The following is a 15,143-nucleotide window of genomic DNA, read 5'->3' on the forward strand; positions in this document are numbered from 1 at the left end:
ATCTTCAAGAGTAAATTATGGAAATCGTTTTCCGCAGGACGCGTATCCGCGCGATCGCTGAGCGGCTATTCGCCGCTTTTGCCTTATTCGTCGGTGGGCCGGCTGTGCACGCTGCTGCTTTATCTCAACCGAGCAGCGTGGCTTTCTGGTACGCCGAGCAACCTCCGCTGCCGGAACTGTCGCAGTTCGACTGGGCCGTGGTCGAGCCGGGCCACATGACGCCCGGCGATGTGAAGACCTTGCGGGCGCTGGGTAGCCAGCCGTTTGCGTACCTGTCCATCGGTGAGTTCGATGGCAACAAGGCGGAGGTCGAGAAAGCCGGGTTGAGCAAAGCGGTTTCCCCGGTGCGTAACGACGCCTGGGACAGTCAGGTGATGGACCTCACCTCGACGGCCTGGCGTGAGCATCTCTTCGGGCGCGCCAAAGCGCTTGAAGCGCAAGGCTATGCGGGCCTGTTCCTCGATACGCTCGACAGCTTCCAACTGATGCCCCAGGCCTCGCGCGAAAGCCAACGCGTCGGCCTGGCCAGCTTGCTGCGTGAACTGCACAAGCGTCAGCCGAACCTGAAGCTGTTTTTCAACCGTGGTTTCGAAGTGTTGCCTGAGCTGGACGGCGTTGCCGCCGCCGTGGCGGTCGAGTCGATTCATGCCGGTTGGGATGCTTCCGCCAAACGCTATCGCCCGGTGTCCGAGTCCGATCGCCAGTGGCTCGAAACCCATCTGCAACCGCTGCGCGCCAAGGGCGTGCCGCTGGTGGCCATCGACTACTTGCCACCGGAGCGCCGTGAAGAAGCGCGCAAGCTCGCCAAGCGTCTGCGCGATGAAGGTTTCATTCCCTACATCAGTACCCCGGACCTCAACACCTTGGGTATCAGCAGCATCGAGGTCCAGCCGCGCCGTATTGCGATGATCTTCGATCCGCGTGAAGGCGCGCTGGAAGATGCCGCCGGCCATAGCAACCTGGGTGGTTTGCTGGAGTATCTTGGCTACCGTGTCGATTATCTGCCTGCCGACAGTAACCTGCCGCTTTACGGTTTCAGTGGCTTGTACGCAGGCGTGGTCACCTGGATGACCAGCGGCCCGTCGCAGGATGCACCGGCGTTCAATCGCTTTATCAACGCACGCCTGGACGAACAGGTCCCGGTGGTGTTTTTCAGTGGCCTGCCGGTTGAGGACAAGCTGCTGCTCAAGCGCCTGGGCCTCAAGCGGGATGCGCCGCCCGCCACTCAAGTGTTGACCGTCACCCACCAGGACAAGACCCTGCTGGGCGCATTCGAGGCACCGGTGGTGCCTCGCTCCCGTGACCTGGCAGCGGTCTCGGTATTGCCCAACGGCCCCACCCCGGCGTTGTCCTTGAGCGGTGCCAATGGCGCCGTTTTCAACCCGGTGGTGGTTGGCAAATGGGGCGGCATTGCGCTCGCGCCTTACCTGCTTGAAAGCAACAACGAGCGCAGCCGCTGGATTCTCGATCCGTTTGCGTTCCTCCAGGCCAGCCTGCAGCTGCCGGCGCAACCGCGGCCGGACACCACCACCGAAAATGGCCGGCGCATTGCGACCGTGCACATCGATGGCGACGGTTTCCCCTCCCGTGCCGAAGTGCGGGGTACGCCCTACGCCGGCCGCCACACCCTGGACGACTACATCAAGCCCAACCCGTTCCTGACATCAGTGTCGATCATCGAAGGCGAGATCTCGCCGCGTGGCGCGTTCCCGTTCCTGGCGCGTGAGCTTGAGCCGATTGCCCGTGAGATCTTCGCCAACCCTAAGGTCGAAGTGGCCACGCACACCTTCAGCCACCCGTTTTTCATGCAGCCGGAAAAAGCCCAGAAGCGCGAGAATTTCAGCCCGGAATACGGCTTGAATATGAAAATCGCTGGCTACGATAAAATCGACTTTCGCCGCGAGATCTTTGGCTCGCGCGACTACATCAACCAGAACCTGACCACCCCGCAGAAGCCGGTGAAGATGGTGTTCTGGCCAGGTGATGCACTGCCGTCCTCGGACACCATCAAGCTGGCGTATGACGCTGGCCTGAAGAACGTCAACGGCGCTGAAACCATCATGACCAAGGCCAACCCGTCGCTGACCGGCCTCAACCCCTTGCTGCGCCCGACACCTGGCGGGTTGCAGTACTACGCGCCGATCATCAACGAGAACCTGTACACCAACCTGTGGAAAGGCCCGTACTACGGGTTCCGCGAGTTGATCGAGACCTTCGAGCTGACTGACAGCCCGCGCCGCCTGCGTGGCCTGCACCTCTACTACCACTTCTATTCCAGCACCAAGCAGGCCTCGATCAAGGCCATGCACGAGATCTACGGCTACATGCGCGAGCAGCAACCGATGTCGTTGTGGATGACTGACTACATCGATCGTCTGCACGGCCTGTATCAGTCAAGCCTGGCGCGTACTGCCGACGGCGCTTGGCAGATTCGCGGGATGGACGCACTGCGTACCATGCGCCTCGACGCGCAAATGGGCTGGCCGGACTTGCTCAAATCACAAGGCATTGCTGGCGTACGCGACCTGCCGCAAGGGCGCTACGTGGCCTTGAGCAGCGACCGGGCGTTGCTGGCATTGCGTGCCGACAGAGACCCTCGACCTGCGCTGGAGGAAGCCAACGTGCCGTTACTCGATTGGCGTTACCTGGATGATCGTCGCGTGAGCTTTTCCTTTGCCGGTCAGTTCGACTTGACCTTCTCCGTGCGCTCGGCAACTGCCTGCCGCGTGGAAGTCGATGGGCAACGATTCGCGGGCAAGGCTTCGGCCGGCCTTTGGACTTTTCAACTTCCTATGAAGCAGGTGAGTAATGGTCAACTCCTCTGCAACTAAAAGCAGCCGCCTGCTCAACCCATGGGCACTGGCGGTGGTCGCGGTGGCCGTGGGTGGCCTGCTGTGGGCAACCTTCCAGCGTGAAGAAGTGTTCCAGCCCGACGGGCGTGAGCCCGACGCCGTGTCGGCCAACTATGCCGAGCTATTGCTGACGGCGCATCCGGACGACGACCACTTGCGTTTGCAACTGGTCGACTTGCTGATTCGCCTCGGTGACTACACCAAGGCGCGCCAACACGTGGATGCCTGGCCCAAGCCGCAACCCGAACTCCAGGCCTACTATCGCCTGGAACTGGACGCGCTGATCGCGGCCGGTGGCAATGATCTGATCGTGCAACAGGCGTTGGTCGAGCGTTTGCAAAGCTTCGATCATCGCAAGCTGCCGGTGGCCCAGCTGCAGAGCCTGGCGAAGCTGGCGCTGACCCTGCAGGCTCCGGCGTTTGCCGCCACGGTGTTCGAAGAGATCGCAGGGCGTGACCCGGCGCAACGTACCGATGCGCTCAAATCAGCCGCGCAGTGGTACCTGGCGGGGGAGCAACCTGCGCGCGCGGCAGACATCTATCTGCAACTTAAGCGTGACGCCCAGCAACCGGGTGAGCGACGGGAATACGCGCAACTCGCGTTCAACAGCCTGCTGTCGGCCGGCCGTGACGAGCAGGCCGCGCAAGTGCTGGCTGACGAGTTGCCCCAGCTGAAAAACCCGCAAACCGACGTGGCGTGGCTGGAGCAAGGCGTGGATGTCGCCGTTGCGACCAAGCAGTTCGAACTGGCCCAGCGTGTGCTCCAGCAGTGGCATGACCTGGAGCCTGACAATCGCAACATCCTGGTCAAAGAATTCCATGTACGCCTGTCTATCAATGATCTGGCAGGTGCGTGGGAAACCGGTCAGGAGCTGGTCATCGATTACCCGGATGACAGCGAGTTGCTGGAGCAAATGGCCAAGCTCGGTGAGTGGCGCGGCGATAACGAAGCCGCGCTGGACTACTGGATTCACCTGCTCAAACTCAAGGAAGATCCGAAGATCCGCGAGCACGCCTGGCGTCTCGCTAGCCTGCAATTCGACTTTGCCCGTTCGATCCCATTGCTTGCAGAGATCATGCAGCAGCGTCCGCTCACGGACATCGAACTGGATGCGTTGATCTACGGGCATGAGTCCCGCGGCACTCCCGCTGAGGCCGAGTCCTGGTTGCGTACTTACCTGCGCAAGTACCCGGCCCATCGCCTGGCCTGGACACGCTTGCTGCAGAACCTGGAAAACACCGGGCAGTTCGCGGCCAAAGGCAAGCTCTACAAGGACTATGCAAAACGCTACAAGCTGACCACCGCCGAATTGGTCGATTGGGCCAGCACGGAAATGAAGTTGTTCGACGAGCAAGCGGCCTGGGAAGTGGTGAAGTCGGACGATGCGTCCATCGATGATCCTGAATACTGGCACACCCGTGCGGCGCTCGCTTGGGACCTGGAGCGCGACGAAGACTTACGCGTCTCCCTGGAAAAGCTGCTGTCCCTCAAAGGCAAGCTGACCAGTGGCGACGAGAGCCAGTTGATCACCCTGTATCGCACCAGCGATCCGCAGCGTGCCTTGAAGTTGATGGTCGACAGTTGGCACCGTGCCCAAGACCCGCAGCGGTTGGTCGAGGCACTGCAACTGGCCCAGGAGCTCCAGGAGTGGGATCAGGTGGTTGCCCTGTTGGAAGACGCCAAAAAATACCCGGAAGCCTACGAGCAAGCCCAGGTTCTGGCGGTACGCGGTGCCCTGGCAGCGGAGCAGGGCGATGCCACCGAGGCTGAGCGTCTCTATATGCTGGGCTTGTCGCGCTACCCCGATGACAACCTGTTCCGCGAGCGCTTGACCTGGCTGTATGTCGACCAGGCCGACACGGCAAAACTCAAACCCTTGCTGACCAAATGGCGTGCAAATGCACGGCACGACCGTCTGCTCTGGCTGCCGTTCGCCAGTGCCAGCCAGCTATTGGGGCGCGATGCCGAAGCATTGGCCTGGTATCGCCTGTACCTCAAGCTCAGCCCGAACGATTGGCTGGTGCAGGCGGCGTATGCCGACGCACTGGAAACGTCTGGCTACCAGGACGCCGCCCAGCGCCTGCGCCTGAAGTTGCTGCGCAGCCCTGAGGCCGAGAACCTGCAACCGTCGTCCCAGCGCTACGCGATCTGGTTGCGTTTGATGTCGAGCAGCTATTCACCGCAAAAGGCCCAGCAAGCACTCCTGAAGTGGAAAGACGGTTCGCCGTCGATGAAACAGCTGTGGTTCGAGCGTCTGCTGGCTCGTCTGGATGCGACCAACCAGCAAGCGCAGAAAGACGACTGGCTGGCCTGGGCGCGCACCCAGGGCCTCAAGGTTGACCGTTACGAGCAGATCCAGGAAGCCTTGCGCAGCCGTAATAAAGCCCAGGTCGAAACCCTGTTGGCCAGCAGCGACCTGAACCCGGCGCAGCGCGCACAGGCGCTCAGCCGTTTGGGGCGCACCAACGAGGCACTGGAAACAAGCCTGTCTGCACTGGGCGACGACCAGCCGGATTCGGTGAACGAGCAACTGCGTCGCCAGGCGGTGGAGATCCACGAAGCCACTCCGCAAGGCGCATTGCTGTCGTATCAGAAACAGGATTTCGGTGGCTTGTCGTTTGACTCGCCGCGCCTGGAAATCGCCCACAACCTGGGTGATAACTGGTACGCCGATGTCGAGATGGAACACGGCAACTATAAAGGCGACGACGTCATCTCCTCGCGCATTGGCGACGAGAGCAACGCGGCCCTGACCTTGGTGCGCTCCGTGGAAAACGGCAGCTGGAAGTTGTTCGCCGACACCAGCCAGCGCAAGGACGACGACCGTAACGGCCTGGGCCTGTCGCGCATGTGGCAGTTGGGCGACAGCCACCAGATCGAGACCGGCCTGGACTGGCATCGCAAGAGCGACGACAGCGGCCTGATGCGTGCTTTCGGCCAGCAGGACCGCGCCTGGGTCGGCGGCCGTCACGGCCTGACCGCGCGGGACCAGTTGAGCTGGGAAGTGGCACAGCGCTCATTCTCGACACGTACCGACAAATCGTTGGGTAATGGTCATGCGCTGAAGCTGGAGCTGAATCACACACTGGAATTCGCCGGGCCTAACTGGACGGTGCGCAGCGGTGTGGATTACCAGAAGAACAACGTGAAGGATCGCAACCTGGATTACCTCTCCAGCGATTTCAATGGGCCGATTCGAGTGCCTGATGTCGCGCCGCCTGAGCCGGGTGATCCGATCGAGTTGCAGACCATTGCGTCGGGCGACCTGCTGCAAAGTCGCTACGGCCAACTCTACGTCGGCACGTCCTGGCGCCGCGGCATCCCTGGTGCCCTGGTGCGCAGCAAGCCGCAGTACACCTGGCTGGTGGACATGACGGCGGGGTGGCAATGGACCGACCAAACCTTCAACTACGGCATCAATACGGGCATTGGTTTCGAAGTCCTGGGTGACGACGAACTGGCCCTCACCTTCGGCTACCAATCTGCGCCACAGGGCGGGGATGGCAAGTCCGGCGGCACACTGGGTATGAGCTACGGCGTGCGTTTCGGGCGCTGATTACAGAATCTACGGGAGAAAAACCTATGCAAGCAATTCGTAACCTGAGCCTGGCTCTGACAGTACTGTTCGTCGCCGGCTGCTCCAGCTTCACCAGTGAAAGCAGCCCGAACCTGCCGCGCAATGCGCAGTGGGGCATCGTGCCGATGGTCAACTATTCGCAGACCCCGCAGGCGGGTGAGCGCAGCGAGCAGATCCTGCTCAGCGTGCTCAGCAGCCACGGCCTGCAACCTCGGGTCTACCCAACCAGCACCCAGGGCGAACAGGCGCTGATGGATGACAATGAGCGCCTCACCGGTGCCCTGGAATGGGCGCGTGAGCAGAAGCTCGATTACGTCGTCGCCGGCAGCGTCGAAGAGTGGCAGTACAAGAACGGCCTCGACGGCGAGCCAGCGGTGGGCATCAGCCTGCGCGTGCTGGAAGCCAACAGCGGTCGCGTGCTCTGGAGCAAAAGCGGCGCGCGCGCCGGTTGGTCCCGTGAAAGCCTGGCGGGCAATGCTCAGACGGTAATCGACAAATTGGTTGGCGCCCTTCGATTCGAGTGAACGCAATGAATTCTCCACACATGGATTACAGCCTGGCGCCTCGCGCCAGCGGGCCGGTGTCTTGGCTGGAAACGCTATTGGTGACGGGCTTGGCCATTGGCCTCGGCTTCTGGCTGACTCCCGAAGACCCGTTGCAAATGCACGGTGGTTTCCCCTGGCCAATCCTGGCGCCGCTGCTGTTGGGTGTGCGTTACGGTTTTGTGCGCGGCCTATTCAGCGCCGTACTGCTGGTGGCGGCGCTGTTTGCCCTGCGCTACACCGGGCATGAAGGTTATACCCAGCTTGAGCCGTCGTTCATCGTCGGTGTGCTGGTTTGCGGGATGCTGGTGGGCGAGGTTCGCGACCTGTGGGTGCGCCGTCTGGAGCGTCTGCAGATGGCCAACGAATACCGTCAGTACCGTCTCGACGAATTCACCCGTGCCCACCAGATCCTGCGGGTGTCCCATGACCTGCTGGAGCAGCGTGTGGCCGGCAGTGACCAGAGCCTGCGCAGCTCGTTGCTGGGCCTGCGTGAAAAACTGCGTGGCATGCCGGTTGAAGGCGACGCATTGAGCGAGTTGGCCGAGCCGATCGTGGCGATGCTCGGCCAATACGGTGCATTGCGCGTGGCGGGCCTGTACCGCGTCGACGAAAGCGAGAGAAACGTACTGCCCCAAGCCTTGGCAATGATCGGCGTGATGGGGCCGCTGGAAACCGATGACGGTTTGATCAAGCTCTGCCTGGAACGCGGCGAGCTGGTGAGCGTGCGTCAGGAACTGATTGATGCCGGTAACGCTGCGCAGTTTTCCTCGCTGCAGGCGTGCATTCCGTTGATCGATGCCGAAGGCCGCCTGCTGGCGATCCTAGCGGTTCGGCAGATGCCGTTCTTTGCGTTCCAGGATCGCACCTTGAGCCTCTTGTCGCTGCTGGCCGGTCACATTGCCGACCTGTTGCGCCGCGATTCGCAGGTGCTGCGCCTGCCCGATGCGGACGCCCAGCAATTTTCGTTGCAGCTCAAGCGGTCGCTGGTGGATGTTGAACAGCACACCTTGCCTGCCGGGTTGTTCGCGTTCGAGATGACACGCGTCAACGACGAGCTGACACGCTTGATGGCGCGCAGCCAACGTGGCCTGGACCTGCACTTGCCAGTGCGCAACAACCGCGATCACGCACTGCTGCTGGTGCTGTTGCCGTTGACCAGCCCGGAAGGCACCCAAGGCTACCTCGCGCGTATCGGCCTGTTGCTGCACGAACACTTTGGCATCGACACGGATCTGGACAGCCTGGGTGTACGGGTCATGCCTTTCAATCTGGAGCCTGGCTGTGATCGCAACGGGCTGCGTAACTTCCTTTACAACGAGTGTGGCCTGAATGATCAGCAAGTGGCTGTTTAGCGGCGCCGTGTTGTTGGAGGCGGGCAGTTGGGCCAGTTTGTGGCTCGATGCGCCGCAGTTGCACCAACTGTTGGTGTTTATCGTCAGCCATGGCCTTGCCTGTCTGATGCTGTGCGGCGCCGTATGGTTGCTGTTGCCGGCACGCTACCGGGCACCTTTGCCGTGGAGCCCGTTGTTCATTTTCAGCCTGGCATTTTTTGTGCCGGTGATCGGCACCCTGGGCGTGGTGGCGTCGATCTTCCCGGCGCTGTACCTGCCGCGTAAACGCGACCAGCAAGCGTGGCAATCGGTCGGCATTCCTGGCCTGCCGTTCCGCGCGCAGGCCCAGACGCGCACGCCGATCTTCGCCGACGGTGGTTTGCAGGACGTGCTGCGTCACGCGCCCAACCCCGATCAGCGACTGGCCGCTCTATTGGCGACTCGCCGCATGCCGGGCAAGGACGCGGTTCCTATCCTCAAGCTGGCCTTGGGTGACCCCAGTGATGACGTCCGTCTCCTGGCGTACTCGATGCTCGACAAGCAGGAAAGCGACATCAACCTGCACATCCAGATGGCGTTGGAACAGTTGGCGGGCGTCAGTCCCCGAATGGCCGGCCCGGTGCACAGCATGTTGGCGCGCTGGTATTGGGAGTTGGCCTACCTCGGCCTGGCCCAAGGCAGTGTGCTTGAGCACGTGCTGAACCAGGCGAGTGAACATGCCGAGCAAGGTCTGGCGGCAGGTGAGGGCGGTGAGCTGTTTTTGCTGGCCGGCCGTATTGCCCTGGAGCGCGGTGAAAATGAGCGGGCTGAGGCCCTCTTGCACGAAGCTGAGCGAAACGGCCTGGGTGCGGCTCAGTTACTGCCTTTCCATGCCGAGCTGGCGTTCGAGACGGGTCGCTATCACGAAATCCCCGGGCTGCTTGCCAGCCTGCCGGAAAAAACCCGTCAGCGGCCACCCTTCGTTGAGTTGGTGAGGAGCTGGAATGAATCATAAGGAACCCACCCCGACGGCCGACATCTGCCTGCTGCTGGAAGGCACCTGGCCGTACGTGCGCGGCGGTGTATCAAGCTGGATTCACCAGATGATCCTGGGCCTGCCGGAACTGACTTTTTCGGTGATGTTCATCGGTGGCCAGCGTTCGGCGTATACCTCGCGGCGTTATGAAGTGCCGGCGAACGTGGTGCACATCGAAGAAGTGTTCCTCGAAGACGCAACGCACCCCGCCGACACCCGTGGCAAGCCACGCGATGCCGACCCGCAGCAACTGGCTGACCTCTATCGCTTTTTGCATCACCCGGACCCGCCGGAGCGGGAACTCGGTGAGCGCATGCTCAATTGCATCGCCGAGGGCCATATGACCCTGGATGATGTACTGCGCAGCCGTGCCAGCTGGGAAACCCTCAGCGAAGGCTACCGTCAGCATTGCGCCGACCCCTCGTTCGTCAACTATTTCTGGACCCTGCGCTCGTTGCAGTCACCCTTGCTGATGCTCGCCGAAGCCTCGCGCAAGATGCCGCCTGCGCGGGTGCTGCATTCGATTTCCACCGGTTACGCCGGGCTGCTGGGCTGCATCCTCAAGCACCGCTGGAAATGCACTTACCTGCTGAGCGAACACGGTATCTACACCAAGGAGCGCAAGATCGATCTGGCCCAGGCCACGTGGATTGCCGAAAGCTCCGGGCAGGCGCTCAACCGCAGCCTCGACGGGGGCTCGGGGTATATCCGCACCCTGTGGGTACGCTACTTCGAACGGATCGGCCAACTGGCGTACAACAGCGCCGACAAGATCATTGCCTTGTACGACGGCAACCGTCAGCGCCAAATCAAGGACGGTGCCGATCCGAGCCGTACACAGTTGATCGCCAATGGCATCGACCTGTCGCAATGGTCCCGCGCCATGGAAACCCGCGAGCCGGGCATCGCCCCCGTGGTGGGGTTGATCGGCCGCGTGGTGCCGATCAAAGACGTGAAAACCTTCCTGCGTGCCATGCGTGGCGTGATCAGCGCCATGCCGAATGCCGAAGGCTGGATTATCGGCCCCGAAGAGGAAGACCCGGAATACGTCAGTGAATGCCGCAGCTTGATGGCGAGCCTTGGGCTTGAAGGCAAGGTGCACTTCCTGGGCTTCCAGCGCATCCAGGACATCTTGCCCAAGCTGGGCCTGATGGTGCTGACCTCGATCAGCGAAGCGCAACCCTTGGTGATCCTCGAAGCCTGGGCCGCCGGTACGCCAGTGATCAGCAGCGACGTCGGCTCATGCCGCGAGCTGATCGAAGGTGGCAGCGCCGAAGACCGTGACCTGGGCATGGCGGGCAAGGTGGTGGCGATTGCCGATCCACAAGCCACGTCCGCCGCCATCCTGGAACTGCTGCGTAGCCCCGCGCGCTGGAAGGCTGCGCAGGCCGCCGGCTTGCTGCGGGTCAACCGTTACTACACCGAAGCCTTGATGCTGCAGCGCTACCGCGACCTGTACCAGGCAGCCATGGAGAACAGTTAAATGGCCGGTATTGGCTTCGAACTGCGCAAGATCCTCTCGCGCGACTCATACACCGCCACCTTGCACGCGTATGTGTATGCGGGCCTGATCAGCTCCGGCCCGTGGGTGCTGTCGATCATCAGCGTGATGCTGGTGGGGATCATCAGCCTGGGCCTGCTGTTGCCCAACTCGTTGGTGGGGCAGTTCCTGGTCACGGTGACCTACCTGATGGCCAGCTCGTTGATCCTCACGGGCGGCCTGCAGTTGTTCTTCACCCGCTTTGTGTCCGACCAGCTGTTCGAGCACAACTATGAACAGATCCTGCCCAACCTGCTGGGCATCCTGTTGATGGTCACGGTCGGCGCCGGGGTGCTGGGGATTATCGTGCTGGCGGTGCTGTTCGATCAGCCGCTGATCTACCGCGTGCTGGTGCTGTCGAACTTCGTGGTGCTGTGCAACCTGTGGCTGGTGATCATCTTTCTCTCGGGGATGAAAAAGTACAACCGCATCCTGATGGTGATGGTGGTGGGTTACTCGCTGATGGTGGCGAGCGCCTACCTGCTGAGCTTCCTGAAAATGCCTGGCCTGTTGCTGGCGTTGTTGATCGGGCACGGCAGCCTGCTGTTCTTGTACCTGTACGACATCCTGCGCGAGTACCGCGCCGAGAAAATGATTGCCTTCGATTTCCTCAATCGTCGCAACGTATTCCTCAGCCTGCTGGTGACGGGGTTCTTCTACAACTTCGGCATTTGGGTCGACAAGATCCTGTTCTGGTTCAACCCAGGCACCTCCAACTCGGTCATCGGCCCGCTGCGTGCCTCGATCCTGTACGACATGCCGATCTTCATCGCCTACCTGGCGATCATCCCCGGCATGGCGGTGTTCCTGGTGCGCATCGAAACCGACTTCGCCGAATGGTACGACCGTCTGTTCCGCGCCATCCGAGACGGCGAGACCTTGCAGCACATCGGCTCGCTGAAAACCGAAATGACCCTCTCCATCCGCCAGGGCCTGCTGGAAATCTGCAAAGTCCAGGGCCTGACCGTGGTGCTGCTGTTCCTCTTCGCACCCCGCCTACTGGAGTGGATCGGCATCTCCAGCTACTACCTGCCCCTGTTCTACATCGACTTGATCGGCGTGAGCATCCAGGTGGTGTTCATGGCGTTGCTCAACGTGTTCTTCTACCTCGACAAACGCCGCGTAGTGTTGGAGCTGTGCGTACTGTTCGCCGTGCTAAACGCCGCTTTGACGCTACTGAGCATGCACCTGGGGCCTAGCTTCTTTGGGTATGGGTTCACGCTGTCGTTGCTGGTGTGTGTACTGCTGGGGCTGGCGCGGCTGTCGTCGGCGCTGGAAGATCTGGAGTATGAGACGTTTATGTTGGCGCGTTAATTGGGTTTGGTGATGTGAGAAAGGCACTTGGCGTTCGCGGCAAGTGCCTTTTTTGTTGTGGGAATGGTGGGGCGGTTTGGCGCTGAACTAGTAACTGAAAAATCAGTTACTTATGGCGTTCGGTGGAATCGAACTCGGGATTTTTTAGATGCCAGCACATTGTCGGTCTGCAAGTCATTCAGAGCCGCATACGGAATGGTAAACCTCCCGAATTCGAACGTTGATGATCATCTCTTCCGTCGAGAATAGGCAGGAATTCGCCAAAGGCTGCCGTGGCGACAGCCAGCAGATGGTCAGAAGTGGACACCTGGATGCCCCCGACCTTTGCATCGCCTTGGAAGAGATCACATTGGCCAACCCAAAACGCACCTTGAGCAAACGCGGCTAGGCGCGTTCACGCCGTTATAGTCGACTCTATTGCCGACCGTACGTCCCGGAGCCTTTTCCCAGTGTCTGACATGCCGACCAACTTCGCTTACACAAAACGCTTCAACACCGTACTCGCCTACATTGATGCCAATCTCGAAGGTGACCTGTCGGTGAAGACGTTGAGCCATGTGGCGAACTTTTCGGCGTTTCACTTCCATCGGCAATTCACCGCGTTCGTAGGAGTGACTGTCTCGCGTTATGTGCAACTGATGCGGCTACGACGCGCGGCCCATCGCTTGGCCTCCCTCGCTGATCACTCGGTACTGGACGCCGCACTCGGTGCCGGCTTTGAAAGTCCCGAGGCATTTTGCAGGGCGTTCAGGCGGGCGTTCGGTATGACGCCGAGTGCGTTCGGGAAAGAACCGAACTGGCAGGTCTGGAGTACGGTATTCGCAATCCCTCACTTTTCCAGGACTATCATCATGCAAGTACGAATCGTGGAATTCCCTGAAGTCAGGGTAGCAACCCTTGAGCACTGCGGACCCGCCGGGCTCGTCAATGAGAGCGTACGCAAGTTCATCGAGTGGCGTATGCAGAGCGGACAGTCGCCGGTGGCGTCGAGTCGCACCTTTGGCATTCCCTATGGCAACCCCGATACGACACCTCCACAAGAATTCCGCTTCGCAATCTGCGGCGAGATTCACGAGGCCGTGGCGTCGAATGAGTTCGGTGTGCACGAGATCGTCATTCCTGGCGGTCGCTGCGTCGTGGTGCGACACGCGGGGTCACCGGATCACATCGGCGAAACGATCTATCCGATTTACCGCGATTGGCTTCCGGCCAGTGGAGAGGAACTTCGTGACCAGCCGCTGTTCTTTCATTACCTGAGCGCCTATCCCGAGACACCGCAGGATCAATGGCAAACTGATGTGTATGTTCCGCTGCAATAGCGGAGCAAGCAGCTTTCGACCCTGGCGGACGTTGACGAATGTCCGCGCAGCAATGTGACAGGTTCTAGGGGGAGTTTCCAAACCCCAGAAACAACAAAGCCCTCGCATTTCTGCGAGGGCTTCGTTTTGTATGGTGCGGCACCAGGAGTCGAACAGCGCTACAACCCATTGTAAAAAAACATATTTGTTATATGTGTTTTTTATTCTATCTCTAAATGTATCCTTTTTGATGGGGCTATCTGTTGGCGATATTCCGGGCCAGAACGAGCAGTCCCCTATCATTTATAGAATTCGTTTCAGACCTTTGGGTCTACGGGGTCGTATAAAAAGGACTTTAGTATTTCCGAGAATTTCGTTATTTCGTCAATGTAGATACGGCACAAGTACTCAAAGATTTGAGCTTCTGACATTAGCCGTCTACCAGTTAACTTGCTGAACATGTCTTTGTCGTCATGAAACGTAAGACCGGCGGACACGCGTACTAGTTCTTCTGCACCTGACAGATAATCCTCGTAAATTTTCTTCTCCACGCTGCTAAGAGGGATGCAATGAACATTCTTAAAATTAAGAGTGTGCTTTTGGTCTGCTTGGTCTCCATCCAGTATCGAAATTACGTTATCTTTTGTCGACAGAAATTCTTCGTCAGCATTTCTTTGCATTAAATTAACTACATTGGGCGCTCCGCCAATGTAAATAATTTTGAATCGATAAAAAGTTTCTGCGCAAAATTTATTAATAATGAATTCTAAAAAGCGCTGCAGTACTTTGTCTTCAGTTAAGATGTATTTGTCCCATCCCTCGAATCCAAATAACAAACTTTTGATGAAGTTGTAAGAGACTGGAAGTGGGCTTACAATTCCGTCTACCTCCTCCAAATGAAATAGCTCGCCGTACAGCAGTGTCTTCATTAACGGGAGGGAGTGCGTGGTGAAAAAAATGTTAACCTTATACTTTTCACAGAACTCTCGTAGCTTTCCAGCTAGTTTTGTTTGTGCGGCAGCATCCAGTGAAATATCTATTTCGTCAATAGCAATGAGTTTTGCCCCGGCCTTTATTTTTCGATAAAGGCTGATGAGAAAAAACTCTCCGGAGCTCAAGTAGTCTTCTCGGATATATTTGCTATCGTCTAACAAAACGCAATAATAGTTTGTTTTTTTGATTTTTATCTCTACTAAGGTGTCAAATCTTGAAGTAGAGTAAATCTCATTCAGCATTTTTATAAGCTCTAACGGACGCTCATGATTATCCAATACGATAGATCGTCGAATATCTAGGTCAGCTGAGATGATATTTTGGAAAAAGTTAAACCTCTGGCCATATGGCATAGGCAATTCGGCATCAATGCTTGCCTTGATTTCGTCTGGTATTATATCTTTTGAGTTGAGTGTCCTGATCTCCGGATCATAATAAAAGCTATATTTATCATCTTCTGCAGTATAAGTTACGGCGCTGTCTGTATTGAAGATGCTAGCCGGGGATGTCCGTGCAAATGTGTCAGCAAACTGGAGGTTTTGAATAGCCTTGACTAACGTGGTTTTGCCTGCGCCGTTTCTTCCTACGATACAGGTTAACTTGCACGAACTCAGGTCTAAATCTACAAGCATGTTTCGAATGTGTTGAATGTTGGAGATCTGGATTCTCAACTTCATG

The 15,143-nt window shown here is 58.8% G+C and carries 10 protein-coding genes; 9 read left to right on the forward strand and 1 reads right to left on the reverse strand.

All coding sequences use genetic code 11. From position 1 onward, the window contains the following. The first annotated feature begins 17 nt into the window (after positions 1-17). From AB4N92_RS13595 to AB4N92_RS13635, 9 genes are all read left to right on the forward strand, one after another. Positions 18-2,831: a bifunctional glycoside hydrolase 114/ polysaccharide deacetylase family protein gene (locus tag AB4N92_RS13595; protein WP_236266983.1), complete on the forward strand. Its 2,814-nt coding sequence runs from the start codon at positions 18-20 to the stop codon at positions 2,829-2,831. After that, a complete protein-coding gene (locus AB4N92_RS13600) occupies positions 2,809-6,408 on the forward strand; it encodes a tetratricopeptide repeat protein (RefSeq protein ID WP_236266984.1) in 3,600 nt (1,199 codons plus the stop codon). Before AB4N92_RS13595 ends, AB4N92_RS13600 begins: the two co-directional genes overlap by 23 nt. Positions 6,409-6,434: 26 nt before the next feature. Beyond that, on the forward strand, positions 6,435-6,953 hold the full coding sequence (locus AB4N92_RS13605; RefSeq protein ID WP_010214021.1) for a hypothetical protein: 519 nt from the start codon (positions 6,435-6,437) through the stop codon (positions 6,951-6,953). 5 nt (positions 6,954-6,958) lie between these two features. Then, entirely contained in the window at positions 6,959-8,326 is a 1,368-nt protein-coding gene (locus tag AB4N92_RS13610) for a PelD GGDEF domain-containing protein (protein ID WP_047544174.1), read from the forward strand. Next, a complete protein-coding gene (locus AB4N92_RS13615; RefSeq protein ID WP_010214018.1) occupies positions 8,304-9,299 on the forward strand; it encodes a HEAT repeat domain-containing protein in 996 nt (331 codons plus the stop codon). Before AB4N92_RS13610 ends, AB4N92_RS13615 begins: the two co-directional genes overlap by 23 nt. Then, positions 9,289-10,803: a GT4 family glycosyltransferase PelF gene (gene pelF / locus AB4N92_RS13620; protein ID WP_236266985.1), complete on the forward strand. Its 1,515-nt coding sequence runs from the start codon at positions 9,289-9,291 to the stop codon at positions 10,801-10,803. Before AB4N92_RS13615 ends, pelF begins: the two co-directional genes overlap by 11 nt. Then, positions 10,804-12,174: an exopolysaccharide Pel transporter PelG gene (pelG, locus tag AB4N92_RS13625; protein WP_010214016.1), complete on the forward strand. Its 1,371-nt coding sequence runs from the start codon at positions 10,804-10,806 to the stop codon at positions 12,172-12,174. A 223-nt stretch (positions 12,175-12,397) separates the two neighbouring features. Continuing rightward, positions 12,398-12,562 (forward strand): hypothetical protein, encoded by a 165-nt coding sequence (locus tag AB4N92_RS13630; protein ID WP_236266986.1) that lies wholly within the window; start codon positions 12,398-12,400, stop codon positions 12,560-12,562. Positions 12,563-12,623: 61 nt separating this feature from the next. Then, positions 12,624-13,493 (forward strand): AraC family transcriptional regulator, encoded by an 870-nt coding sequence (locus AB4N92_RS13635; RefSeq protein WP_236298231.1) that lies wholly within the window; start codon positions 12,624-12,626, stop codon positions 13,491-13,493. A 296-nt stretch (positions 13,494-13,789) separates the two neighbouring features. On the opposite strand, the gene AB4N92_RS13640 is transcribed toward AB4N92_RS13635, so the two are convergent. Continuing rightward, complete coding sequence (locus AB4N92_RS13640) at positions 13,790-15,142, reverse strand: ATP-dependent nuclease (protein WP_092358691.1); 1,353 nt, start codon at positions 15,140-15,142, stop codon at positions 13,790-13,792. Position 15,143: the final 1 nt, after the last annotated feature.

Source organism: Pseudomonas sp. S3_A09 (genome assembly GCF_054668065.1).